Annotated in this window: 24 protein-coding genes; 20 read left to right on the forward strand and 4 right to left on the reverse strand. The window is 68.4% G+C overall.

Annotated features, from left to right (window positions below):
* Positions 1-21: 21 nt before the first annotated feature.
* Positions 22-978: a Bug family tripartite tricarboxylate transporter substrate binding protein gene (locus C4F17_RS31265; protein ID WP_106938266.1), complete on the reverse strand. Its 957-nt coding sequence runs from the start codon at positions 976-978 to the stop codon at positions 22-24.
* 138 nt (positions 979-1,116) lie between these two features.
* On the opposite strand from C4F17_RS31265, the gene C4F17_RS31270 reads away from it, so the two are divergent.
* On the forward strand, positions 1,117-1,998 hold the full coding sequence (locus C4F17_RS31270) for an SMP-30/gluconolactonase/LRE family protein (RefSeq protein ID WP_106938267.1): 882 nt from the start codon (positions 1,117-1,119) through the stop codon (positions 1,996-1,998).
* Here the strand turns inward: C4F17_RS31270 and C4F17_RS31275 are convergent.
* A complete protein-coding gene (locus tag C4F17_RS31275; protein ID WP_234383057.1) occupies positions 1,995-2,930 on the reverse strand; it encodes a LysR family transcriptional regulator in 936 nt (311 codons plus the stop codon). The genes C4F17_RS31270 and C4F17_RS31275 overlap by 4 nt on opposite strands.
* A 75-nt stretch (positions 2,931-3,005) precedes the next feature.
* Here C4F17_RS31275 and C4F17_RS31280 point away from each other — a divergent pair, with 75 nt between their 5' ends.
* From C4F17_RS31280 to C4F17_RS31330, 11 genes are read left to right on the forward strand one after another with little or no spacing between them, the layout of a single operon-like run.
* Complete coding sequence (locus C4F17_RS31280) at positions 3,006-4,097, forward strand: LLM class flavin-dependent oxidoreductase (protein WP_081267615.1); 1,092 nt, start codon at positions 3,006-3,008, stop codon at positions 4,095-4,097.
* A gap of 21 nt (positions 4,098-4,118) precedes the next feature.
* Positions 4,119-5,054: a flavin reductase family protein gene (locus C4F17_RS31285; RefSeq protein ID WP_081267616.1), complete on the forward strand. Its 936-nt coding sequence runs from the start codon at positions 4,119-4,121 to the stop codon at positions 5,052-5,054.
* A 28-nt stretch (positions 5,055-5,082) separates the two neighbouring features.
* On the forward strand, positions 5,083-6,243 hold the full coding sequence (locus tag C4F17_RS31290; protein WP_081267617.1) for an acyl-CoA dehydrogenase family protein: 1,161 nt from the start codon (positions 5,083-5,085) through the stop codon (positions 6,241-6,243).
* Between the two features lie 3 nt (positions 6,244-6,246).
* Complete coding sequence (locus C4F17_RS31295) at positions 6,247-7,359, forward strand: acyl-CoA dehydrogenase family protein (protein WP_106938268.1); 1,113 nt, start codon at positions 6,247-6,249, stop codon at positions 7,357-7,359.
* Entirely contained in the window at positions 7,356-8,117 is a 762-nt protein-coding gene (locus C4F17_RS31300; RefSeq protein ID WP_081267619.1) for an enoyl-CoA hydratase/isomerase family protein, read from the forward strand. Before C4F17_RS31295 ends, C4F17_RS31300 begins: the two co-directional genes overlap by 4 nt.
* Position 8,118: 1 nt before the next feature.
* Positions 8,119-10,251 carry an acetate--CoA ligase family protein gene (locus C4F17_RS31305; RefSeq protein ID WP_106938269.1) on the forward strand — a complete coding sequence of 711 codons (2,133 nt, stop codon included), beginning with the start codon at positions 8,119-8,121 and terminating at the stop codon, positions 10,249-10,251.
* Positions 10,248-11,006, forward strand: coding sequence for an SDR family NAD(P)-dependent oxidoreductase (locus C4F17_RS31310; protein WP_081267621.1), 759 nt, complete (start codon positions 10,248-10,250; stop codon positions 11,004-11,006). The genes C4F17_RS31305 and C4F17_RS31310 overlap by 4 nt, the downstream gene beginning before the upstream one ends.
* Positions 11,003-11,383 carry a VOC family protein gene (locus C4F17_RS31315; RefSeq protein ID WP_106938270.1) on the forward strand — a complete coding sequence of 127 codons (381 nt, stop codon included), beginning with the start codon at positions 11,003-11,005 and terminating at the stop codon, positions 11,381-11,383. The genes C4F17_RS31310 and C4F17_RS31315 overlap by 4 nt, the downstream gene beginning before the upstream one ends.
* Positions 11,380-11,925, forward strand: coding sequence for a nuclear transport factor 2 family protein (locus tag C4F17_RS31320; RefSeq protein ID WP_106938271.1), 546 nt, complete (start codon positions 11,380-11,382; stop codon positions 11,923-11,925). The genes C4F17_RS31315 and C4F17_RS31320 overlap by 4 nt, the downstream gene beginning before the upstream one ends.
* Positions 11,925-13,193, forward strand: coding sequence for an SDR family oxidoreductase (locus C4F17_RS31325; RefSeq protein ID WP_106938272.1), 1,269 nt, complete (start codon positions 11,925-11,927; stop codon positions 13,191-13,193). Before C4F17_RS31320 ends, C4F17_RS31325 begins: the two co-directional genes overlap by 1 nt.
* Positions 13,190-14,179, forward strand: a complete 990-nt coding sequence (locus C4F17_RS31330) for a Bug family tripartite tricarboxylate transporter substrate binding protein (protein WP_199852003.1) — start codon at positions 13,190-13,192, stop codon at positions 14,177-14,179. Before C4F17_RS31325 ends, C4F17_RS31330 begins: the two co-directional genes overlap by 4 nt.
* A gap of 11 nt (positions 14,180-14,190) precedes the next feature.
* Here the strand turns inward: C4F17_RS31330 and C4F17_RS31335 are convergent, their stop codons facing one another.
* Positions 14,191-15,162, reverse strand: a complete 972-nt coding sequence (locus tag C4F17_RS31335; RefSeq protein WP_159053789.1) for a LysR family transcriptional regulator — start codon at positions 15,160-15,162, stop codon at positions 14,191-14,193.
* A gap of 75 nt (positions 15,163-15,237) precedes the next feature.
* On the opposite strand from C4F17_RS31335, the gene C4F17_RS31340 reads away from it, so the two are divergent.
* Genes C4F17_RS31340 through C4F17_RS31365 form a run of 7 tightly spaced genes read left to right on the forward strand, consistent with a single transcriptional unit; the run spans position 15,238 to position 20,999 of the window.
* Positions 15,238-15,792, forward strand: coding sequence for a GAF domain-containing protein (locus C4F17_RS31340; protein ID WP_106938274.1), 555 nt, complete (start codon positions 15,238-15,240; stop codon positions 15,790-15,792).
* A complete protein-coding gene (locus C4F17_RS33045; protein WP_159053790.1) occupies positions 15,783-16,199 on the forward strand; it encodes a VOC family protein in 417 nt (138 codons plus the stop codon). Before C4F17_RS31340 ends, C4F17_RS33045 begins: the two co-directional genes overlap by 10 nt.
* Positions 16,196-16,987, forward strand: coding sequence for an alpha/beta fold hydrolase (locus C4F17_RS31345; RefSeq protein WP_159053791.1), 792 nt, complete (start codon positions 16,196-16,198; stop codon positions 16,985-16,987). The genes C4F17_RS33045 and C4F17_RS31345 overlap by 4 nt, the downstream gene beginning before the upstream one ends.
* Positions 16,984-17,793, forward strand: coding sequence for an ABC transporter ATP-binding protein (locus C4F17_RS31350; RefSeq protein WP_234383058.1), 810 nt, complete (start codon positions 16,984-16,986; stop codon positions 17,791-17,793). Before C4F17_RS31345 ends, C4F17_RS31350 begins: the two co-directional genes overlap by 4 nt.
* Before the next feature lie 13 nt (positions 17,794-17,806).
* Complete coding sequence (locus C4F17_RS31355; protein WP_106938277.1) at positions 17,807-18,709, forward strand: ABC transporter permease; 903 nt, start codon at positions 17,807-17,809, stop codon at positions 18,707-18,709.
* Positions 18,710-18,752: 43 nt separating this feature from the next.
* Positions 18,753-19,850, forward strand: a complete 1,098-nt coding sequence (locus C4F17_RS31360; protein ID WP_106938278.1) for an ABC transporter substrate-binding protein — start codon at positions 18,753-18,755, stop codon at positions 19,848-19,850.
* Between the two features lie 18 nt (positions 19,851-19,868).
* Positions 19,869-20,999, forward strand: coding sequence for an FAD-dependent monooxygenase (locus C4F17_RS31365; protein ID WP_106938279.1), 1,131 nt, complete (start codon positions 19,869-19,871; stop codon positions 20,997-20,999).
* 113 nt (positions 21,000-21,112) lie between these two features.
* Here the strand turns inward: C4F17_RS31365 and C4F17_RS33050 are convergent, their stop codons facing one another.
* Complete coding sequence (locus C4F17_RS33050) at positions 21,113-22,069, reverse strand: hypothetical protein (protein ID WP_159053792.1); 957 nt, start codon at positions 22,067-22,069, stop codon at positions 21,113-21,115.
* Positions 22,070-22,680: 611 nt separating this feature from the next.
* Here C4F17_RS33050 and C4F17_RS31385 point away from each other — a divergent pair.
* A complete protein-coding gene (locus C4F17_RS31385) occupies positions 22,681-25,134 on the forward strand; it encodes a phosphoesterase (RefSeq protein ID WP_106938283.1) in 2,454 nt (817 codons plus the stop codon).
* Positions 25,135-25,200: the final 66 nt, after the last annotated feature.

Raw genomic sequence — 25,200 nt, forward strand, 5'->3', positions numbered from 1 at the left:
AGGGCCCGAGGGCCCTGCCGCTTACTGCGCCTGCTTGGGCAGGTTGAGGCTTTGCAGCAGCGGAACCCAGCGGTCCGCCTCGGCCTTGATGAACTTGCCCAGTTCTTCGGGCGTGCCGCCCTGGGGCTCCATGCCGATCGCGTGGGCCCGGGCCACGAACTCGGGGTCGGCGATCACCTTGTTCACGGCCTTGTTCAGGCGGTCGATCGCCGGCTTGGGCGTGCCGGCAGGCACCGAAAGGGAATACCAGAGCCTGGCTTCCATGTCGAAGCCCTGCTCCTTGAAGGTGGGCGCATCGGGCACCTGCGGCAGGCGCTGAGAGTCCATCACGCCCAGCACGCGCAACTTGCCCGACTTCACATAGGGCAGCGATCCGGTGATGGATGTGCCGTGGATGTCGATCTGGTTGCCCAGCAGGGCCTGGAGCGCAGGGGCGTCGCCGTTGAAAGGAATGTGCAGCGTGCTGAAGCCCTGTTCCTTCTCGAAGGCGAGGGGAGCCAGGTTCGTCAGGATCGCCGCCCCCGGCGAACCGCGGTTGATCTTGCCCGGGTTCTGCTTGGCGTAGGCCACCATTTCCTTGATGTTCTTGTACGGCAGGTCGGTGCGGCCCACGACGATGGCGGGTTGGTAGGCGATCTGCGTGACCGGCGAGAAATCCTTCGCGGGGTCGTAGGGCAGCTTGTCGTAGAGAACGCTGTTGTTCGCGAGCGTGCCGAGCGAGGACACGAGCACCGTCTGTCCGTCCGGCTTCGCGCGGGCGACGTAGTCGGCCGCGAGGATGCCGCTGGCGCCGGGCTTGTTCTCGATGATGACGTTGAGCCCCTGCTTGTTGAGCTCCTGGGCCAGGATGCGGCAGTACTGGTCGGTGCCGCCGCCGGCCGCGAAGGGCACGACGATGCGGGTCACCTGCTGTGCGAGGGTGGGGGCGATGGCGCAGGCACACAGTGCCAGCCCCATGACGAGTTTGCGATAGCTCATTTTGTCTCCAGCTTCGGTCCGGATCCGGACTCTCGAATCAGTCTAGATGGCCGCCCGGCGTGTGGATCGGCAGGGAATGAAAAGCAGCTTTGCGTGATCCGCAGCCGGGAGCCACCGGCCCGCCCACACACTTGGCCGATGACCGTGAAGATCACCAGAGTCGGGACGACCAAGGATCAATTGGGCGAGAGCCCCTGCTGGGATGCCGACGCCCAGGCCCTGACCTGGATCGACGCACTGCCCGGCACGCTCTGGAGGCTGCCCCTGGATGCCGTGCAGGCCGAACGCCACCAGCTGCCCGCGCCCGTGGGCTCGATCGCGCCCTGCCGCAGCGCGGCCGTCGTGGTGGCGCTGCGCAACAGCTTCGCGCGCTATGACTTCGCCACGCGCAGGCTGGAGCATCTGGCCGGCATTCCCGTGGACCATCCGAGGGTTCGCTTCAACGACGGCAAATGCGATGCGGCCGGCAACTTCCTGGCGGGCACCATGCACATCGACCGCCAGGCCGGCGAGCCCGTGATGGGCGGGCTCTACCGGCTGCGCACCGACTGCCGGGTGGAACAACTGGCCGACGACATCGGCTTTGCCAATGGGCCTTGCTTCAGCCCCGACGGCGCCGTGCTGTACCTGGCCGATAGCCTGGAGCGGATCATCTGGGCCTACGACTACGACCCGGACGGTCCCCTGCGCAACAAGCGCGTCTTTGCTCGCACGCAGGCCCTCGACTCCGGTCCCGACGGCGCAACGACCGATTCGCAAGGGTTTCTCTGGACCGTGCTGACCCGCGCCGCCAGGCTGGCGCGCTATGCGCCGGACGGCGAACTGGACCGCGTGATCGAGCTGCCGGTGAGCTATCCGACGAGCATCTGCTTTGGCGGGCCGCGCCTTGAACACCTGTACCTCACGAGCATTTCGCGCAGCACGCGGCTGGAGGGCACGCTGGCGCAGGACGGCGGCCTGTTCCAGCTCGAGGGACTTCCCGCGGCGGGACGACTGCCCCATCATTTCGGAGATTGCTAGCCGGTCTCGCTTCTCATCGCGTCCGCCACGTAGTCCACGAAGGCCCGCACCTTCAGCGGAAGCACACGGCTTTGCCGGAAGACGGCGAAGATGCCGTTCGAGAAGGCCCGCACCGCGAATCGGTATTCGGGCAGCAGCCGCACCAGGGCGCCTTCGCGCAAGTCGTCGCGAACGGTGGCCTCGGACAGCAGCGCCACGCCCATGCCGCCGATGGCGGCCAGCCGCAGCACCTCGCCGTTGTTGGCGCTCAGCACGCCCTGGATGAGCAGCTCCTGCTGCTCTCCGGCCTGGTCGATGTACTTCCAGGTGGTGATCTCGCGGTCGCGCCGATAGGTGAGGCAGCGCACCTGCGGCAAGTCGGAGGGATGCCGGATGCGGGAGTAGGTCTTCAGGAAGGCCGGGCTGGCCACCAGCACCTCGTCGCTCGACAGCAGCCGCTTGATGACGAAGCCCGAGTCGTTGGACTCACCGGTGCGGATGTCGACATCGAAGTCCTGGTCCACCAGGTTGATCGGATGCTCCGAGAGTTCCAGCTCGACGCGGATGTCCGGATAGAGCTCCGCGAAACGCGGCAGCAGCGGTGCCAGCACCCGCAGGGCGATGTGTGTCCGGGAGTGCACGCGCAGGCGGCCTTCCGGCCGTTCGCGCGCGCTGTGCACGGCCTGCTCGGCCTCGTTCATGAGCTCCAGCATCGCCTCGGCCCGCTCCAGGAAGGCCTGGCCCGCTTCGGTCACCTTGAGGTTGCGGCTGGTGCGGTCCACCAGTTGCACGCCCAGTTCTTCTTCCATCGCACTGATGCGCCGGGAGATGGTCGCCGGCGAAAGACTGAGGCTGCGGGCCGCGGCCGAGAGGCTCCCCTTGCGCTGGGTGGCGACAAAGATGCGCAGCGAATCGAGCGCTTTCATTTCGAAAGACGCAAAGAAGCTGTGCATGCGCTGGTGATCCAGCGAGGGCTTGAGTTCCTACGATTGGCCTCGATCAGAACCAGCCAACCAGGAGCAACAGCGATGGACTTCGGAATCTTCATTTTGATGCAGCAACGGAACAAGCATAAGACGTCCCACCAGATTCTGCGCGACGCCGTCGAGCAGACGCGCCTGGCGGACGAACTGGGCTTCGGTGCCGCGTGGTACGCCGAGCACCACTTCAGCAACTACGGCATGTGCTCGTCGCCGCTGACCATGATCGCGCACTGCGCCGCGGTCACGCGCAACATCCGCCTGGGGACGGGCATTGTCGTCGCTCCGCTGTACACGCCGGCGCGCCTGATCGCGGACGTGGCGATGGTCGACCAGCTGTCCAACGGACGCCTGAACCTGGGCATCGGCTCTGGCTACCAGCACTTCGAGTTCGAGCGCTTCGGCGTGTCGCTGGAGTCGGCCAAGGGCCGCACCTTCGAGATGCTCGACATGCTCGAGGCCGGCCTGCGGCAGCCCAAGTTCAGCTATGACGGCGAGTACTACCAGCAGCCCATGAGCGCGATCAGCCAACGCGCGGTGCAGCGGCCGATGCCGCCGATGTGGATCACCAGCGTCGACCCGGCCTTCCTGTCGCGCGCAGTGAAGTCCGGTCACCACGTGTTCGTCTCCGGCGGCGACGGCGGGCTGGAGAAGCTGGCGAGCACCCGTGGCCTCATCGACAAGGTGGCCGCGGCCGAGGGCAAGGACCCCGCGGGCGTGCAGGTCGGCCTGCTGCGCGCGGCCTTTGCGAGCAACGACAAGGCCGAGGTGGAAAGCTACCTCGAGTGCGCGCGCTACCAGCGCCGCATCGCCGTCAGCCTGAAGCGCCGCACCGCGCAGATCGCCGACGACTACCAGGTCGAGGAAGGCATCGTCGAAGGCGAACCCTCGCTGGACGAGATGCGCGCGCTGCTGCCCGTGGGCGACATCGACACCGTGATCGAACGCGTGGTCAACGAGATCCGCACGCTCAAGCCGGTGCACTATTGCTTCCAGACCCAGATGGGCGACTTCGACCACCCGACCATGCTGCGCCAGCTCGAGGTGTGGGGCAAGGTCATCATTCCGACGGTGCAGCAGGAGATCGCCAACGATCCGCCGCACCGGCCGGCGGCCAAGGCCGAACTCGCCGCGGCCTGAGCCCGGGTGCCTGGAGACGCCATGTCCGAAGCCGCCGAAGGCATCCGCTCGCTCATCGAGCCTGCCCAGTTCCGCCAGCTGCTCGGTTGCTTTCCGACCGGCGTGGCCGTCATCACCACGCGCGCACCCGACGGGCAGCCCGCGGGCCTGACCTGCAACTCGTTCAGCTCGGTGTCGCTGGATCCGCCGCTGGTGCTGTTCAGCCTGCGCAATGCCAGCCGCCTGCTGTCCACCTTCCAGGCAGCGGACGGCTTTGCCATCAACATCCTGTCCGAGCAGCAGGACGCGCTGTCGGGCCGCTTCGCGTCGAGCAAGATCGAGGACAAGTTCGACGGCGTGCCCTGGCGCGCCGGCTCGCTGGGCATGCCGTTGATCGACGACTGCCTGGTGGGCTTCGAGTGCAGCGTGCATGCCGCGCACGAGGCGGGCGACCACACCATCTTCATCGGCGAGGTGCGCCACCTGAGCGCCGGGGCGTCCGAGCAGGCGCTGGTGTTCTACAAGGGCGCCTACATGAAGCTGGCCGAGTCGCTGCGCAAGCTGGTCGTGGAAGGGCGGCTGGGAGACGCCGACATCGACGAGGCCTATCGCACGCTCTACGGCACGCTGCTGCGCCTGGCCAGCGAACGCGCCACCGAGGCCGAGCTGGACGCGGTGCACGAGGCCGCCGACACCATCGAGGCGCACCCCGACGACGCACCGCTGAAGGAGCGCATTGCCTCCGCCAGCGCGTTCTTCGCCTCGATCGCGGCCGCAGGCCACAACGAGGCGCTGACGCTGATGGCGCAGACCATGACCAGCGTGCTGCGCGAGCGCATGACGCACGTGCTCTCGGTGCGTCCGCGACCCGACCTTTTTCCGCTGCGCCGCAAGGTGGCGCACAACCTGCGCCGGCGCGATGCCGACGGCGCCGCGGCCGCCCTGGACGAGCTGATCACGCAGTTGCGCAGGGGCTGAGCCTTTCCGTCATTCCACAGGAGACAAGATGTCCATCGACTACGCCGGCTTCCGGCGCGAACTCGAATCGTTCGCGCGCGATGCCTGCCCACCCGAGATCCGCGCCGTCGTCGCGGCCGGGCAGAAGATCACCAAGCGCGAGTACCAGGCCTGGCAGAAGATCCTCGCCACCCGTGGCTGGGGCGCGCCGAGCTGGCCGGTCGAAGCCGGCGGCACCGGATGGGACATCCGCCAGCGCCTCATCTTCGAGGAGGTGATGGCCGAGAACGACTGTCCGCCTCTCTATCACCACGGCCTGGGCCACATCGGCCCGGTGATCATCCGTTTCGGCACGCCCGAGCAGAAAGCCCGGTTCCTGCCGCGCATCCTCGACGGCTCGGACTGGTGGTGCCAGGGCTATTCGGAGCCGGGCTCGGGCTCCGACCTGGCCTCGCTGTCGACCAGTGCGCGGCTCGACGGCGGCGAGTGGGTCGTCAACGGCCAGAAGATCTGGACCTCGCATGCGCACGAGGCCAGCATGATCTACATGCTGGTTCGCACCTCGAAGGAGGCGAAGAAGCAGGAAGGCATCTCGCTGCTGCTGGTGCCCATGGACAGCCCGGGCATCACCGTGCGCCCCATCAAGACCATCGACGGCTGGCACCACCTGAACGAGGTGTTCTTCGACGAAGTGCGCGTGCGCGCCGACAACCTCGTGGGCGAGGTCGGCAAGGGCTGGACCTGCGCGAAGTTCCTGCTCGAGCGCGAACGCCTGCCGCCGGCCAACGTGGCGCGGCTGGAGCTCATGCGCCGCCAGGTCACGCAACTGGTCGAGGAGGCGAGCCGCGCCGCCGCGGGCCGGCGCGACTTCGGCGGGCTGCACCACAAGCTGTTGCTGTGCGAGGCCGACGTGAAAGGCGCCCGCGTGATGATGGCGCAGGCCACCGACGACCTGATCCACCAGCGCCCGCTGGGGGTGCAGCCCTCCGTCATCAAGATGACCTGCGCCGACGTCGCGCAGCGCCTGACGACCATCGCGCTGGACGCGGTCGGCCCCGATGCGGCCCATCGCTTCCTTGCCGATGCGGGGGATGACGTGCCCGACGCCACCTGGATACAGAACTACATGTTCACGCGCGCCCGCACCATCGCCGGCGGCACCTCCGAGGTGCAGCGCAACGTCGTCGCCAACGAACTGCTGGGAGCCTGAGCCATGTCCACATCTTTCCCATCGCTCTTTCCCGGCATGCTGCTGGATTCGGCGAGCCGTTACGCCCAGGACCACGCGGACCGGGCGCTGCAGGGCGACCCCGTGCGCGAACTGGGCTGGACGGCCACCCTCGTGCCCGAGGAGGCCGGCGGCGTCGGCGGCAGCCTGAGCGATCTCGCGTCCATCGTCGAGGGGCTGGCCACGCATGGCCTGCAGCTTCCGGTGGTTGAGACCTGCGCCGTCGTGCCGCTGCTGTTGCAGGCCGCGGGTGCAGAGACGGCCGGGCGCTGGCTGGAGGCCGTGGCCGAGGGCAGCGCGCAGGTGGCGCCGCTGACCGCGCTGTCCGGCATGCCCGACGACACCGCCCTGGCGGCCCGGCACCTGGACATCGGCTACGAGCTGGGCGGCAAGGTGCAGGGCGTCGACGTCACGCTGCCTGCCTCGCACTACCTGGTGCCCGCGCGGGTCGATGGCGAGGACGCCATCTTTCTGGTCGACGCCGAGCGCGTCGGCGCACCGAAGGCCCGCTACAGGACCACGGAGGGCCGCGAGGGCGCGGACTTCGTGCTGCAGGGGCTCGCCGTGCCCGAGGGCGCGTGCATCGCGCGTGGCGCTGCCGCCCGCGAGGCGCTGGAGAAAGCCACCGATGCTGCCTTGCTGCTGACCGCCGCCGACACGGTGGCCGCGATGGCCACGCTCATCCGCCAGACCGTCAGTCACCTGAAGGAGCGGCGCCAGTTCGGCGTGGCGCTTTCCACTTTCCAGGTGCTGCGCCATCGCGTGGCCGACATGTACGTGAAGTACCTGGGCGCCAAGGGCCTGGTGATCCATTGCTTCCACGAACACGAGCAGCACGCGGCCGGCCTGCGCCGCACGCTGCGCCTGGCCAAGGTGTCGCTGGCCGAGTCGGCGCGCGCCTGCGCCGAATCGGCCATCCAGATGCACGGCGGCATGGGCGTGAGCGAGGAGGTGCTTGCCACCCGCACCGCGCAGCGCCTCATCGCCTCGGAGTTCCGCTACGGCGACCGGCTACTGCATGTCGCCCGGTTGCTGGCGCCGCAGGCGTGCGCCACGCCGATTCCTTCTCTTTCCAACCAAACCGGGAGTGTGCGATGAGCATCAATCTGGAAGTTTCCGACCACATCGCCGTCATCCGGCTGGACAAGCCGCCGGTCAATGCGCTCGACCGCGCCACCCGCCGCCGCCTGATCGAGATCTTCGACGAGGTGTCCGAGCGCGCCGACGTGCGCGTGGCGATCCTCACGGGCACCGGCAAGTTCTTCTGCTCCGGCGCGGACCTCAAGGACCGCCCCGACGCCGGGAAGGCGGGCGACTTTCTCGACCACAACCGCTGGACGCGCGAGACCGGCAACGCCATCCGCGAATGCGCCAAGCCGGTGATCGCCGCGGTCAACGGTCCCGCGCTGGGGGCGGGCTTCGGCCTCATGGCCGCCTGCGACATCTTCCTGGCGAGCGACGACGCCACTTTCGCCATGCCGGAGATCAACGTGGGGCTCGCGGGCGGTGTCTCGATGCTCAGGACCATGTTCGGGCGTTCGTTCACGCGCCGCATGTTCTTCACCGGCATGAAGGTGTCCGCGGCCGAGCTGTACCGCCGCGGCGTGCTCGACGAGGTGGTGCCTGCCGGGGAGCTGATGCCGCTGGCCATGGAGATCGCGCAGGAGATCGCCTCCAAGGCACCGATGGCCGTGGCCTATGCCAAGCAGGCCGCCAACATGATGGACCTGATGCCGCAGCGCGACGGCTACCGCTTCGAGCAGAACATCACCATGGCCCTGTCGCGGACCGAGGATGCGCAGGAGGCCCGCAAGGCCTTCCTGGAGAAGCGCAAGCCTGTCTACAAGGGGCGCTGAGATGCAGGCCGTGGAAGTGGGGCGCGGCATGGACGCGCTGTTCAGCCCGCGCTCGATCGCCATCTTCGGTGCGTCGGACGACGTCACCAAGATCGGCGGCCGTCCGCTGCAGTTCCTGCAGAAGTATGGCTACGCGGGCGGCATCTACCCGATCAACCGCAAGGGCGGCCTGGTGCAGTCCCTGCCGGCCTATGCGAGCGTGGACGACGTGCCTGAAGTACCCGAGCTGGCCGTGGTCGCCGTGCCGCCCGCGGGCGTGCTCGACGTGGTGCGCGGGTGTGCCCGGCGCGGCGTGAAGGCCGCGGTGATCCTGTCCGCCGGATTCTCCGAGATGGGAGACGAGGGCCGCCAGCTGCAGGAGCAGATCGGCGAGGTGGCCCGCGCCACCGGCATGCGCGTGGTCGGCCCGAACTGCCTGGGCGCGATCGGCGTGCCCGACAGGAGCATCGCCACCTTCTCGGTGGCGCTGGAGTCGTCGTTTCCCGTGGCCGGCTCCGTGGGCATCGTCTCGCAGAGCGGCAACCTGGGCAGCTTCACGCTGCGCCTGGCCGGCGAGCGCGGCCTGGGCGTCAGCCGCATGCTGACCACGGGCAACGAATGCGACGTGGACATCGCCGACGCCATCGCGTCTCTGGCGGGCGACCCCGGCACCCGCGTGATCCTGTGCTGCATGGAAACCTGCCGCGACGGCGACAAGCTGCTCCGGGCCATGGCCATGGCCCGCGAGGCCGGCAAGCCGCTGGTGGTGCTGAAGGTCGGGGTCTCCGAGGCAGGCAGCGAGGCCGCGGCCTCGCACACCGGCGCGCTGGCCTGCTCCGACGCCGTGTTCGACGCCGTGCTGCGCAAGGGCGGCGCCATTCGCGTGCCCAGCATCGAGCAGTTGCTCGAAGTGGGCCACGCGCTGTCCGTCGTCGGCCCGGCGCATGTGCCGGGCGGCAACCGCGTGGCCGTGCTCACAGCCTCGGGCGGCTTCGGCGTGCTGCTGGCCGATGCGGCCAGCGCGCAGGGCCTGGCTTTGCCCAAGCTGGCCGCGCACACGCAGGAGCGCATCCTGTCGGTGGTGCCCTTCGCCTCGCCCTCCAATCCGGTGGACATGACGGCGCAGGTGTCGAGCCGGCCCGAAGTCCTGGCGCAGATGCTCGATGCCGTCGCGCGGGATGCCAGTTGCGACGCGCTGATCCTGCAGTCGGCCAACGCCTTCCACCTGCCCCGTCTGCGCGATGTGTTTCTTTCCGCGCTGGAACAGTTGCGCAAGGACCATCCCTCGCGCCTGATCCTGCTGTGTGCCCGCGCGCCCCACGAGGTGCGGGCCACGCTCAACGGCATGGGCTTCCCGGTGGTGGAGGGCATCGATGCCGCTTGCGCGACCCTGGCCGCGCTGTTGCGCTTCGGCGCGCGAGGCACCACGGAGACCGCCGCGGCGGCCATCGAGCGCATGCCGCTGGCGGCGGAAGCCTTCGCCACCGAGGCAAGCGCCAAGGCCGTGCTGTCGCAAGCCGGCCTGCCCGTGCCGCAGGAGGTGATCGCAGCCAACCGTGACGAGGCGCTGGCTGCGGCTCGTGCGCTGGGCTTTCCCCTGGTGCTGAAGATCGTCTCGCCCGACATCGCCCACAAGACCGAGGTCGGCGGCGTGTTCGTCGGCGTGCAGTCCGAGGCGCAGCTGCTCGAGGAATACGCGAACCTGCTGGCGCGCGTGGCGCAGAAGGCGCCCGAAGCCCGCATCGCCGGCGTGCTGGTCGCGCAGATGGTGCAGGGGGGTGTCGAGCTGATCCTGGGCACCAAGAAAGACCCGGTGTTCGGTCCGATGGTGATGGTCGGGCTGGGCGGCATCTTCGCCGAGATCTTCAAGGACGTGGCGTTGCAGCCGGCGCCCGTCGACGAGGCGCAGGCCACCGCCATGCTGCGCTCGCTCAAGGCCTTCGCGCTGCTCGACGGCGCGCGCGGGCGGCCCCGGGCCGACGTGCAGTCGGCCGCCAAGGCGGTCGCGGCGCTGTCGCGATTCGCCATGCGCCATGCCCAGGACGTGTCGGAGATCGATATCAACCCCTTGATGGTGCTGGAGCAGGGGCGCGGCGCCCATGCGCTGGATGCGCTGCTCGTGCCCGAGGAACAAACCACGAAAGCCAAGCCATGAACATGTCTCTTTCAGGCCGTGCGGCCTTCATCAGCGGCGCCGGCCACGGCATCGGCCGCGCCACCGCGCGCGCCATGGCGCGCCTGGGCGCGACCGTCGGCATCAACGACCTGAAGCCGGAATTCGTAGAAGAGGCCGTGGCCGAGATCCGCGCCCTGGGCGGCCAGGCCATCGGGCTGCCGTGCGACGTGTCGACGCGCGAAGGGATGCGCGAGGCGGTGGCGCAGTTCGCCAGCGACGCCGGACGGCTGGACATCATGGTCAACAACGCGGCCTGGGTGCGCTACCAGCCGCTTGCCGAAATCACCCCGGAGGTGATGGACCGCATGGTGGAGATCGGCTTCAAGTCGGTGATCTGGGGCATCCAGGCCGCGGCGGAGGCGATGGACCCGCAGCGCGGCGGCTCCATCGTCAACGTGGCATCCATCGCGGCCTTCAAGTCGCCCATGCGCTCGGTGGTCTACAGCGGCATCAAGGCCGGCGTCCTGGGCATTACCCGGGCTTCGGCCGCCGATCTGGGCGCCCGCAACATCCGCGTGAACGCGGTGGCGCCCGGCGCCATCCCCACCGAGGGCACGGCCAAGCATCGCAATGCGGAGCTCGACGCCAAGCGCATCGGCCGCACGCCGCTGGGCCGCCTGGGCACGGTGGAAGACATTGCGGACGCCATCTGCTTCCTGGCCGGCGACGAATCGCGCTTCTTCAATGCGGACGTGCTGCGCCTGGACGGCGGCGCCTCGGAGACCTCGCTGTGAGCGGCGTGGTGCGACCGCCCAAGCGGGTGCAGAACGTGTTCGTCGCGGCAAGGGATCCCGCCAGCCTGCACGGCTTCTATGAAGGCGCGCTCGGCCTGCCGCTGAAGTTCCGCGATGGCGACCGCTGGATCCAGTACGGCGCGGGCAATACCAACGTGGCGCTGGCCTCCCTCGAGGAGGCCGCGCCTGCCGCGAGCGGGCTGGTGATGGTGCTGGAGGTGGACGACTTCGAGGGCGCGCCGGAGCGCATTGCGGCCGCCGGCGGCCAGGTGCTGGGCCTGCGCGACATGGGCGCCCACGGCGCCGTGCTGTCGCTGCGCGACCCGGAAGGCAACCTGCTGCAGCTGTTCCGGCGCGCCGCGCCCGCCGCCGCATGAGCGAGCCGCAGACCGTGCCGGCAGCCTTGCAGTCGTTGCTGGACCGCGAAGCGATCCGCGACTGCCTGCTGCGCTATTGCCGGGGCATCGACCGCTGCGACGAGGACGCCTTGCGTTCGGCCTACTGGGAGGACGCCACCGATTGCCACGGGGCCTGGAACGGCAGCGCCGCCGGCTTCATCGCGCAGGCGCTGCCCAGGCTGCGGCAGGGCGGGCGCCGCGTCCACCAGATCACCAATGTGCTGATCGAATTGCACGGCGACGTGGCCGCCGTGGAAAGCACCTTTCTTGCATTGCAGTCCACGGCCGCGCAGCCGGATCGCGAGACCTTTCTTTGCGGCCGCTATGCGGATCGCTTCGAGCGTCGCGGCGGCGAGTGGCGCGTGGCCGCGCGAACCGTGGTCTATGACTGGATCGAGGAGCGCACGCGACCTGAACTGGCGCAGGACGACGCGGCCCTGTTCGGCGCGCGCCAGCCCGTCGGCGGCCGTGCACCGCACGATGCGGTGTATGCGCTGCTGCACAACGTGCGAGGCGGCTGATGGCTGGATCTCGCAGCGTGCTGATCACCGGCGCAGGCGCCGGCATCGGCCGCGCCGCGGCGCTGGGCCTGGCGCGCGCGGGATGGCGCTGCGTGCTGGTCGACGCCGACGCGGCCGCATTGGAACGCACCGAAGCGCTCTGGCCGGCCGGAGCCCAGAGGCCGCTGGGCCTGGTGGCAGACCTGACGGACGCGGCCCGCATCGAACGCCTGCGCCTGGAGGTTCCGCCGCTCGATGCGCTGGTCAACAACGCGGGCATGTCGGCCGGCGGCGCCGAGGCGACGTCCGGCCATGACGACGGCGGCGCGGCGCGCCTGCTGGCGCTCAACCTGGCGGCACCGGCGCGCGTGGTGCAGGCGTGCGCCCCGCATTTGCGGCCGGGGGCGCGCATCGTCAACGTGGCTTCCGGGGCGGGCCTGAGGGCCATTCCCTGGCGCGGCCTCTACAGCCCGAGCAAGGCCGGATTGATCGGGCAGGGCCGCGCGCTGGCGCACGCCAGGCCCGACTGGACGGTGACCACGCTCGCACCGGGTTTCGTGAGAACCGAACTCGTGCAACGCCTGATCGACGGTGGGCGGCTGGACCCCACGCAGGCGGCGTCGAAGATTCCCATGGGCCGCATGGCCGAGCCCGAGGAGATGGCCGACGCCTTGTGCTTCCTGGCCAGTCCGGGCGCGCGTGTGCTCACCGGCCGGCTGCTGGTGCTCGACGGCGGCTCGTCTGTTTGCGGAGGCAGCCAGCCGTTGCCGCCTTGCGAACGTCCGCCCCTGGCGTTCGATGCGCCCTTGCGCCCGAGCTGCGAGGCGGTGCGCGAACCGATGTGGCGCGCCGCCCTGGACAAATGGGTTCGCTCGCATTCGAGCCATTCGGGCTCCACGGGCTACGCGGGTGTTGCCGATGCGCGCGCGCTGGATGCGCCGCCGGGCTCTCGGCTCGATGCGGTGCTCGATGCGGCGCGCTGCTTCCGCACGCGCCATGCAGCGCACGCCAGCCTCACGCTGCTGATGCCTGCGCCCGAACCGGGGCTCGACTGGCAGATGGCCGGCGATGCCGATGCGGCACGGATGCTGGTCGCCACGCTGGCCGCCGAATGGGGCTCGCACGCGCTGCGCATCAACGCGCTGGAGCTGCCGCGCGATCTCGCACCCGACGCCTGCCTGCCGCTGCTCGACTACATGGCCGGCCCCCGGGCGCAGTTCCTGACCGGCCAGGTGCTTCGCCTCGGCGCCGCCGCGGCCCGAGATCACAACAAGGAGACTCCAGCATGATTCCACCGACCATTTCACGCCGCCGCCTGCTGGCGGGCGCGGGGCTGCTCGCCCTTCAGGGCCAAACATGGGCCAGCGAAGCCGGCGCCTGGCCGGCGCGCCCGATCCGCCTGGTGGTGCCCGGCCCTCCGGGTGCCGGCTCGGACATCTTCGCGCGCTTGCTGTCCGTGCCGCTGCAGCAGGCCCTCGGGCAGCCGGTGGTCGTGGACAACAAGCCCGGCGCGAACGGCCTGATCGGCAATGACACCGTCGCCAAGGCGGCGCCCGATGGCTACACCATCCTGCTGTCGCCGTCCTCGGCGATTGCGATCAACCCGGTCATCCAGCCGAAGATGCCCTACGACACGCAGAAAGACCTTCTGCCCATCGCGCAGGTCGGCGCCGCCGGCATTCTGCTGGTGGCGAACCCGGCGACGGGTATCCGCTCGCTGGCAGACCTGGTTCGCCAGGCCAGGGCCAACCCCGACAAGCTGGCCTGCGGCTCCTGGGGCAACGGCTCGACCGGCCACCTGGTGCTGGAGGGCATCAAGGCCCAGTACGGCATCAGCATCGCGCATGTGCCCTACAAGGGCGTCTCGCCGCTGGTGACCGACCTGCTGGGCAACATCATCGGCGTGGGCTTCGTCGACATCGCATCGCCGGTTCCGCACATCCGCAGCGGCAGGCTGATCGCACTCGGCAGCACCGGCTCCGCCCGCGGACCCGCGCTGCCGGAAGTGCCCACGCTGACCGAGCAGGGCTACCGCTCCGACGTGGACGGCTGGTACGGCATCTTTGCGCCGGCGGCCACGCCGCGCGAGGTGGTCGCGCGCCTGAACCAGGAGATCAACCGCATCCTGTCGACCGAAGAGATCATCCAGAAGTTCGCCGCGCAGAACATGCCGCGCCCGCCGATCAAGAACGCGGAGCAGTTCGGCGCCACCGTCCACCGGGACCTCGCGGTCTGGCAGTCGCTGGCGAAAGTCGCCAGGTTGCGGGTGGACTGACCTGGGCCGGCTCAGCCTGCCGGGCGCTTCATGCGCAGCGCGGTCTGGACCACCGCGCCGCGCAGCGATTGCACCGTGGGGTGCGCTTCGAGCTCTTTCAGCGTGAAGAAGCTCACCGGCGGCAGGTTCCAGCTCAGCCGGTAGGGCAGCGCGGCGCAGTGGCCCGCGTCCTCCATGCCGGCTAGCACGTCGCGCGCGAAGATGGTGATGACGTTGGGCTCCTGGCGCAGCACGGTCTGGATGCTCCGGATCGCGGTGGTCTCCAGGATGGGCAGCGGCGGCTGGACGCCGGCGCCGACGAAGATGGCGTTGTAGGTCCTGCGCATGGGTGTGTTGGGCGGCGGCAGGATCCAGTCAAGCTGGGCGAGCCGGGCCCAGTCCAGCGGCCCTCGCGACAGCCGCTCGACGTTCTTCGCACCTACCACGAGGCAGGGCTCCTGCTCGTGGATGGCCTCCTGCACCAGCCCGCTCGCGTCGCCGTCGTAGGAGCGGCCGATGGCGCAGTCGAGCTCGCGCGCGACGAGGCCGGCGACCAGTTCGTCCGTGGTGCCTTCGCGCACCATCACCGAAATGCGCGGCGAACGGTCGAGCAGATGCGTCAACGCGGCCGACATGAGCTGCTGCGGCACCTGCTGCGTGAAGCCCAGCCGCAGGCGGCCGCTGCGGCCCGCCTCCAGCGAGGTGAGCACGCGCGTGGTCGCCTCGAGCTCGGCAAGCCAGCGCCGCGCGTAGTGCAGCACCGCGTCACCCGCGGCGGTGGGCACCAGCCCTCTGCTGGAGCGCTCGAAAAGCGTGCTGCCGAAGATGTCCTCGACCTCGTGCAGCGCCTTGGTGATCGCTGGCTGGCTGAGCTGCATTTCGGCGGCGACGCGGCTGAGGGTGCGATGCCGGTCGATGGCCTGCAGCAGCGAGAGTTGCCGCAGCTTGAGGCGTGAGAGCAGTGTGCGGTGCAACTCGGCGGCGGGGTCTCGGGCGGTGGGCAAGGCCATAACTCCTGGGTTATCGAGCTATCAGAAATTATTTCACTTTGGTGAATTGCTGGTCCTAGACTTTTCCCCATGGACACGCCCACTGCACCGAAGACCACCGCCATCACCGCCGGATTTCTGGACTCGCTGGCCGAGGCGCCGAACGCTGTCGAGGCGCTGCGCCGCATCGACAGCCGTCGTTTGCTGATCGCCCCGGGCAGCATCTTCAGCATCCAGCAGAACGTGACGACCGGGCACGATGCGGCCGGCCAGGTCCTGTTGCGTCGCTTCTATTCGTCGGAGGCGTCGAGCTTTCCCGTGAACGGCGCCAAGCGAAAGACCATGACGCGCTGGACCGAATGCCTCTTCGTGCAGGGGCGTGTGTTCGTCGGCGAGGGCGAGCATGTGCTTGCGCAGACCTTCGACGATTTCGAGCAGATGCAGGCCTACGCGTTGCGCAGCGTGATCAACGTGCCGCTGATGCAGGGGACGCTCTGCTACGCCACCTTCAACGTCTTCGGCACCCGCACCCGCTGGCAGCCGGAGGAGGTGCTTGGCATCCGCTTGCTGGCGCTGGCCGCCGCGCGCTGGGTGCCTTCCGTGCCCGGGCTCGCCTACAGCTTCGAGGAAACGCCATGCCTGTGACTGCCTTGCACCACTTCACCATCCGCTGCACGCCGGACGAACTGCCGCCGCTGGTGGACTTCTACACCCGGGTGATGCGACTCACGGTCGGCGCGCGGCCGGAGATCCCGGCGCCCGGCGCATGGCTGTATGCCGACGGCCAGCCCATCGTGCACCTGTACGCGCACCTGTCGGCGCCGGACCGGCCGGGCGAGCCGGGCGGCCCTGTCACGGGCCACGTCGACCACATCTCGTTCCGCTCACGCGGCCTGGCCGAAATGCGCGCGCACCTTCGCGCACTGGGCGTTCCCTTCGTGGAGGCGCCGATCCCGGGCTGGGCGATTCACCAGCTCTTCCTGCAGGATCCTCGTGGTCTCAAGATCGAGATGACGTTCTGGATGGATCAGGAAGAAGGAGGCGTCGCATGACGGACTTCGTCCAGGTCGGCGACCAGCGCATCGCCTTCGACCGTGAAGGCGAAGGCCCGCCGCTGGTGCTGATGCACGGCGCGGAGGCGTCGCGGCAGATGTTCGCGGCGCTGGTGCCGCGGCTGTCGGGGCAGTTCACAGTGATCGCCTATGACCAGCGCGACTGCGGCGAGACCGAGGGGCCCGAGCACGCCTCGACGCTCGCGGACCTGGCGGACGATGCGCAGCAGTTCATCAAGGCCCTCGGCTTCAAGCGCGCCCATGTCTTTGGCTCGTCCTTCGGCGGGCGGGTTGCGCAGGCGCTGGCGGTGCTGCACCCGCGCTCGGTCGACCAGCTCGTGCTGGGCAGTACCTGGCCGCTGCCCAGGCCCTACGAGGAGCTCTGTCCGGATGCACGGCGCCTGGCTGAATTGCGACGCGGCCTGCCCGGCACCGCACAGGAGCTGGCGACCTGGTTCTTCCCCGAGGCCTTTCTCGATCAGCACCCGGATCTGCGTCGCATGTTCGCGAAGGCGCGGCCGGAGTCGCCACGGTCCGCGCGGCGCGCAGCGACCGTGCAGACCGCGCTCGAGCGAGGCGTGGCAGACATCGTCGCGCCCACGCTGGTGCTGGCCGGCGAGCTCGACCGCGTGGTGCCGCCGAGCGTGACGCTGTCGATGGCCGGCCGCATTCGCGGCGCCGATGCGGTGCTGCTGCCCGGCATCGGCCATGTCACCGCGATGCAGGCGCCGCAGGTCCTGGCGCATCACATCGTCCGTTTCCTGAGTCCCGAAGGAGCCAAGCCATGAGCATGAGCAGCACGAAGCATCAGCGCGCGCGCGGGCGCCCCGACTACATCCGCATCGAAGGGCTTTCGAAGCACTTCGGCGATGGCGGCGAAGGCGTGCTCGCGCTGAAGGACATCGACTGCGCCATCGAGGAGGGCAGCTTCGTGACCATCGTGGGCCCCAGCGGCTGCGGCAAGAGCACGCTGCTGCGCATCCTCGCGGGGCTGCTCGACTACGGCACCGGCCGCGTGGTGCTCGACGGGCAGCCGATTCAGGGCACGCGGCGCGATGTGGGCGTGGTGTTCCAGAGCTCCATCCTGCTGCCCTGGCGCACCATCCTCGAGAACGTCATGCTGCCGGCCGAGGTGCTGGGCATTCCGGCGAAGCAGGCGCGCGAGCGCGCCATGCAGCTGCTGCACATGGTCCGGCTCGACGGCTTCGAGCACAAGCTGCCGCGCCAGCTGAGCGGCGGCATGCAGCAGCGTGCCTCGATCGCGCGGGCGCTGCTGCACGACCCGAAGATCCTGCTGATGGATGAGCCCTTCGGTGCGCTCGATGCGATGACGCGCGAGCGCATGAACCTTGAACTGCAGCGCATCTGGATGGAAAGCGGCAAGACGGTGGTGCTGATCACGCACTCGATTCCGGAGGCGGTGTTCCTCGGCGACAGGGTGTTCGTGATGTCGCCACGCCCCGGCACGCTCGAACGCGTGCTGCCCATCGACCTGCCGCGTCCGCGGGCCATGGACGTGATGTCGCACCCCGCTTTCGCCGCCGCGTCGCTCTCTATCCGCGAACGCTTCTCGCACGCCGCCTCGTTCGACTGACAGGAAGTTCCAGATGACCACCGCCATGCTCGCCAAGACCGATTCCGTTGCATCGCCCGACGACCGCGCCCCGCTTGCCGCCACTGCGGCGATCAAGGCGAACCCGAAGCGCCGTGCGAACCCGCTCGCCTCGACGCGGGTGCAGTCGATCCTTCTGCTGGCTGCGCTGCTCGGCGCTTGGGAGGCGGGCGTGCGCCTGTTCAAGGTGCCGCAGCACCTCGTGCCGCCGGTGAGCGACATCGCGGTCGCGCTGTGGCGTGGCCTGGCCACCGGGCCGCTCGCGAAGGACGGCTTCTGGTACCACGGCGGCGTGACGGTGACCGAGATCCTGCTGGGGTTCCTCATCGGCAGCGGCATCGGCCTTGCGATCGGCATCGTGGTGTCGCAGATGCCGAAGGTCGAAGCGCTGCTGGCGCCCTACGTCGCCGCGTTGCAGAGCGTGCCCAAGGTGGCGGTCGCGCCGATCATCGTCGTGTGGCTGGGCTTCGGCATCGGCTCGAAGGTGATGATCATCTGCCTGCTGACCTTCTTCCCCGTGCTGGTGACCAGCATCGCGGGCTTCAAGGCGGTGGACCCGGACCGCATCGATCTGCTGCGTTCGCTCTCCGCCACGCAGTGGCAGATCTTCCGCAAGGCCAAGTTCCCGAGCGCGCTGCCCTATATCTTCGCGGGGCTGAATATGGCCGCGGCCTTCAGCGTGGTCGGCGCGGTGGTGGGCGAGTTCGTCGGCGCGCAGGCCGGGTTGGGTGTGCTCATCCTGCAGATGGAGGCCCAGGCCGACACCGGCGGCAGCTTCGCGGTGTGCGTGGTGCTCTCGGTGATCGGCATCGTGCTGAGCGACCTGCTGCGCCGCATACAGCGCCGCGTGCTGCACTGGATGCCGGCCGACGCCTCGCAGCGGACGGTGAACGCCTGAGCCCCTGCATCCCCGCATTTTTTTCCGTCTGAAGGAGTGAGCGATGTTGACGCGACGTGATTTCGGGCTGGGCCTCGGTGCCCTGGGTTTCGCTGCAAGCCTGCCGGCACTGGCGCAGGGCGTGCGGGTGATGAAGGTGGCGAACACCGCGGCGGTGAACGATCCGCAGCAGTGCTTCGCCACCGCGGGCCAGCATCCCAGGCTCGACTTCTACAAGCCCAGGGGCGTGGATATCGAATACGTCAACATGTCGAGCATGACGCAGGCGCTGCAGAGCCTGCGCGCCGGGCACGTGGACTTCGGGCCGGCGGTGCCGGCCATCCTGCTGCCTGCGATGGCGAAGGATCCGTCGCTCGACCTGGTGAGCGTCTACAAGTGGCTGCCGCGCAATGCCAACGTGATCGTGGTCAAGCCCGGCAGCCCGATCAAGTCGGCCGCGGACCTTGCGGGCAAGCGCATCGGCGTGCGCAGCCAGGGCGACACCGGCATCGTCATCACCAGGATCATGCTGACCGAACTGGGCCTGAAGGACGACGGGTGCGAGTACATCGCGATCGGCGACGGCGCGCCGGCCGGCGCGGCGATCGACAACGACCGCGTGGACGCGATGGTGGCCTTCGACACCGCCGCCGCGCGCATCGAGCTGGTGGGGACCAGGCTGCGCTATGTGCCGCTCACTCCCAAATTCGCGCAGCTCGGCTCGGGCTGGATGTGCGTGCAGCGGAAGCTGCTGAAGGATGAGCGCAAGGCGCTGGTGGCGCTTTTCCAGGGCATCGCGAAGTCGACCATCTTCTCGAACGCCAACCTCGATGCGGCCATCGACCTGCACTGGGCCACGTACCCCGAGAGCCGGCCCAAGGGCCGCAGCGAGGACGAGGCCCGCAAGGAACTGGCCTTCATCCTCAAGGACCGCAAGAACAGCTGGATGCGCCGCAGCGACGATCCGGACCAGCGCATGGGGGCATCGTCGCTGGCCGAGTGGCAGGCGAACATCGAGATGAGCGCACAGAGCAGCAAGAACCCGAAGCTGGCCAGCGAGCTCGGCGACCCGAACCGGCTGTTCACCAACGAGCTGATCGACGACATCAACGCCTTCGACAAGCAGGCGGTGGTGCGCATGGCCAGGGAATTCAAGCTGTAGTCGGCGAAGGAGAAGCCCATGGACGTACTCATTTCCGGCGCCAGCATGGCCGGCCTCTCGGCCGCCCACTGGTTCGCCCGCCTCGGCCACCGGGTGACCGTCGTCGAGCGCGCCGACGGCCTGCGTCCCGGCGGCGCGCCCATCGACGTACGCGGGCGCGCGCTCGCCACCGCGCGGCGCATGGGCGTCCTGGCGAGGATCGATGACGAGAAGGTACGGTTCTTCGACCCGGCACCGGTGCTCGACGGGACGGGGGCGCAGGTCGCGACCCTCGACCTGCGATGGTTTGCCAACGAGACCGACGAGGACGTCGAGATCACGCGCGACCGCCTCAACCGGATCCTGATGAGCGCCATACCCGACGGGGTCGAGTTTCGCTTCAAGGCTTCCATCGCATCGATCGCCGATGGCGCGGGCGGAGTGGAAGTCGGCTTCGCGGACGGCTTGCAGGGCCGCTACGACCTGGTGGTCGGCGCCGACGGCCTTCATTCCAACGTGCGCAGGCTCGCCTTCGGACCCGAGAAGGAATATGTCCGTCACTTCGGCCACTACGTCGCGCTCGTCGATCTTCCTGCCGACCGGCACTGGCACCGCGCCATGCTCAGCGTGCCAGGCCTGACGATCGCCGTGCGTGACGCGGGCGATGGTCCGCAGGGCCTGATGCTCGCCGCCAGCCCCGAGATTGGCTATGACTACCGCGACTTGGATGCCCAGCGCGCACTCATCGATCGGCTGCTGTCCCGTGTCGATGCGTGGCAGGTTCCTGCGATGCGCGCGGCGTTCGCCGACCCTGCGGCCAAGGGCTTCTACTTCGACTCGGTGAGCCAGACCCACATGCCGAGCTGGATACGCGGCAACGTCGCGGTCATCGGCGACGCGGGCCACTGCGCTGCACTGCTGTCGGGCATGGGGACGACCCTGGCGATGGTGTCCGCGGAGATCCTGGCGAACACATGGACCGAGCATGGCGGACGCATGGAGGCGGCGTCCGCGGCCTACCACGCGCAGCTGCGCCCTTATGTGGCGCAGTGCCAGGCCTTTGCAGCGGAAGGGGCACCGATCATGGTGCCGCCGACGCAGGAGGCGCTCGAAGAGCGCAATGCGATGTTCCGCGCCTATGCGGCCAGATTCGCGGAAACCGGCGCCTAGTGAAAGAACAGGGCGATCAGGATGATGACCGGGATCGGCACGCCGAGAAACAAGAGCAGAAGCGAACGCATGATGAGGATCTCCTAGGAAGTGTGTTCACGCAGGCCGGTCGCTCAGAGGTCGCGCCGGCGCCCGCCGTAGGTCGCGGCGAAGCTGGCGACGAAGGCGCCGATCAGCATCGAGACCACCAGCCACAAGGCGGCATACGCCGATGCCTTGCGGGCCGCGTCGGCGGCTTCCCGGGCCTTGGCCTGCGCGTCGCGCAGCGCGGCCTGTGCCTTTGCATAGGTGTCGTTCACGCGCTGCTCGGCGTCCTGCTGGCTCAACCCCGTGCGCTGCGCCACGACCTGGCCGACATACCGCGCATCCTCCGGCGGCAGCGCACCGGTGCGGATGCTGTTCAGGAAGATGCGGCTGACTTCGGCGTTGGCCGCGGCCGTGCCGCGTTCCGGCATGGCGGGCTGTCCGGTGCCCGCGTCGCCGGTCGCGGCGGCAGGAGCGCTGGCGTCGCGACGGAACAGTGAGTCGATGAAGTAGTTCATCGGGCCGGTGCCGTCGTCCTGTGCCGACTGCGATGCTGCAGCGCCTGCGCCAGCCCCCGCCATGCCCACGGCCGTGGCCGCGCCGCTCGCGACAGTGGCACCAGCCTGCGCACCCGCGCCCACGATCGAACCCACCACGGAACTGAGCAGCGCGGCGGTCAGCAACGTCGCGACAGACCAGGCCAGGAAGCCATGGGCCGTGTCGCGGAAGTAGACCTCGTCCGTATGCACGCCGGCCCACTTGGTACGCAGCCGGCCTGCCAGATAACCGCCCATGCCAGACGCGGCGATCTGGGTGAAGCTCAGCCACAGGATCGTCGCGACGCCGATGGCGCCCGCACTGGCGCCCTGATGGGTCCACGGGCTGACGGAGGACATGCCGAGGCCGGTGCCCAGCATCAGCAGGATCAGCGACAAGGATGCGGCGCCGGCCGCGCCCGCGAAGATCGCGCCCCATGAGACACCGCTTCGGCTGCCCTCCGCGGCGAGCACGCCGGAGGGTGGTGTATTGACGCCATATGAGCTCATGGTCGCTCCTTGTCTGCTTGTTGTGGAGCTCGCACTTTTTGGCTTGCGCCGCGGCGCTTCGGTCGGTGGCCGGCGCTAGCGGGGGTAGGCAATGAGCCCGAGCGGGGCATCGCTTTGCCGCAGCAATGCGCGGCCGTCAATTCAAGAGCTGATTGATTTGCGAATCAATTTGTGGAAATTTTGATCGCGTGGCGGGCTTGGCAATTGACTAAATAAAGAATTGGAGATCTGGTGATTTTACAAATCGTGATGCCCAGACGAATTGGTTTTTTGCCTGGATCAATTGATTTTTGGATTGCGATGTCCGGCTCGGGAAGCGCTGCGTTGCATGCCGGGCGGCCTCTACGCGTCGCCCTTGTAATCCACGTCTAACTAATTGCTAACTCTCACCTAAGTTTTAAGTCAGCTCCTGGTCAGTCGATAGCGCCGCCGGAAATTCGGATGAAAAAACGCGCGTGAGATTCGACGATGTATTGCGGTTTGACACACAAATGTCACCCGCGATTTCTACATTTCTCCTCGATGCGGCATTTGTTAATACAAAAGCAGATGCCTCTGTTGCCGCTTGCAGGCCGCAAAAACCATCCATAACTCTCAGCCCCAAGATTCATATGAACATTCTCAATAGAAAAGCCCTGTTCACGTCCTTGACGACGGTCGCGGCTTGCGTGCTCGCCGCCTGCGGGGGAGGAAACGGCGGGCCCGGCGCCATCGTCTTCCCGGTCGGAACGACGCCCGCCGCCAGCCCCACCACCTACAGCGGCGTGGTTGCCGCCAGCGGCTTCGTGCCGGGAAGCGCCACGGGCAACCCGACCCTCAAGGCCGGCTACTACCAGAAGGCCACGGTCTTCGTCGACACCAATGGCAACGGCGTGCTCGACAGCGGCGAAGTGTCGGCCGTCACGGACGCCAGCGGCAAGTTCACGCTGACCACGACCCAGACCGGCCCGCTGGTGGCGGACATCGGCACGGGTGCGATCAACACCGCCACCGGCACCGCGGTGGCCAGCCACCTGATCCTGCGCGCTTCCGCCGCCCAGATCGCGGACCAGGGCGCGGGCAAGGTCGTCATCAGCCCGCTGTCTAGCGAAGCGCAACGCCTGGTGGAAGCCAACGGCAGCAGCTACGCGGCAGAGAAAGCCAACCTCGTCGCGCGCCTCAACGGACCGGCGTTCAATCTCGGCACGGCCACGGTCGCCGACCCGCTGGCGGACGTCAACACACTGAGCGGCGCCAGCCAGTACGCGGTGCTGTACGAAGACAACCAGCTGACCAACCGCTACACCTATGCGACGACCAAGCTCGACCGCAAGGACATGTTCCCCGACAACCTGGCCGTCGCGGGCGGCGACCCGCGCCTGGTCGGGCTGTCGAGCGTGACCATCACCAACAGGGACGGCAGCAAGGTCACGCCGTCGGTGCCGACGCAGAAGCAGGCGCCCATCACCTTCGCGCAGGCGCAGCAGGCGGCCTTCAACGTGGAAGGCGTGCCGGCCTACGACAACATCTTCGTGGTCGTCGAGGAGAACAAGTCGACCGACGTGATCGTCGGCAACTCGCGGGCCGTGAACATCAACTACATCCTGAACAAGTACAACCAGCTGACGACGTACTACTCGACCGGCAATCCGTCCGAGCCGAACTACACCGCACTCGGCGGCGGCGACGACTTCGGCATCAACGACGACAACTGGTTCGGATGCGGCGTGATCGCCGGCAGCGCCAACGCCATCACCGACGTCGCATTCACCGGCGGCACGGCTTCCGACGGCCAGCCGCTGCCGGGTCAAGGCCCGCTGCCTCCCGCCGGCAGCGCCACGCGCGCCGGCTACAGCGCGGCCAGCACCACCTGCGGCGACAACCCGACCAGCGGCACCGTGCACAACGTCCTCGGCGACAACCTGTTCACGCTGATGTCCAGGACGGGCCGCACCATCCGCACCTACAGCGAATCGATGAACCCCGGCCAGGACGTTCGCGCCGACAGCATCGCCGACGCGTCCGTCACCGCCACCTACGACGCAGGCAACCGCCTGAACGGCTTCACCAACCTCGACGGTTCCACCCCCAGCCTTACCGGCACCGCCAACTTCGGCGTGGTGAACGGCCTGTACAAGGTCAAGCACGGCCCGTCGATCGCCTACCAGAGCGCGCGCAACCTGCCCGAGTTCGTGGCCACCAACCGCACCATCTTCGGCACCCAGTACCAGGAAGCGGATTGGCTCAAGTCCTCGGCCTACCCGATTCCGAACGGCTGGGTCTATGACCAGTTCAGCAAGGACCTGGCCACGGGCGACGTGGGCAACATCAACTTCATCGTTCCGGACCAGTGCGACGACATGCACGGCGTCGGCAGCGACACGAGCTGCGTGAGCAACAACAACGGCCAGGCCAACGGCGTCATGCGCGCCGACATCTACCTCGGCATGGTGGTGAAGAAGATCCAGAACTCCGCGCTGTGGAAGAACCCGCAGAAGCGCGTCGCGATCGTCGTGATGTACGACGAAGGCGAAGGCGGCAGCAACGGCTCGTGCTGCGGCTGGAACGCCGGCGGCAAGAACTCGGGCGCCGCACCGGTGACCGTGGATGCGAACGGCAAGGCGACGGCCACCACCGCACCGGTCAACTACAGCTCGGGCAACTTCGGCCACGGCAACTCGATCTTCGGGATCATCTCCAACCAGCAGGACGTGGGCACGGCGAAGAAGAAGATCGCGGACAGCGACTCCTACAGCCACTTCTCGTTCGTGCGCACGCTGCAGGACATGTTCCAGATCGCCGACCCGGCCGTGGATGCGACTTACCTGAACCGCGCCAAGTACACCGAAGCCTTCATCACGGCCAACATCACGGCGCTGCCGGAATTCGCGGGCAGCGTGGACACGCACTTCGACTCGGTGCGGCCCATCAACCATGCCTACGTGATCCCGGGCAACTACACGCAGAAGCTGTATGCGGCCGACATCGTCGGCCAGGTCGACACGCTCACGGGCAAGCTGGAAGGCCAGATCACCCCGCAAACGGGCCCCGACGCAAGCCAGACCAACGTCTGGGCAATCAAGTAAGCCGAAGGCCGCCCCGGGGAAACGGGGCGGTGTTCCAGGCGGAACTCCTTGCGGGGCCGCCTGGAA

It is taken from the genome of Variovorax sp. PMC12, assembly GCF_003019815.1.
In the GTDB taxonomy this organism is placed as follows: domain Bacteria; phylum Pseudomonadota; class Gammaproteobacteria; order Burkholderiales; family Burkholderiaceae_C; genus Variovorax.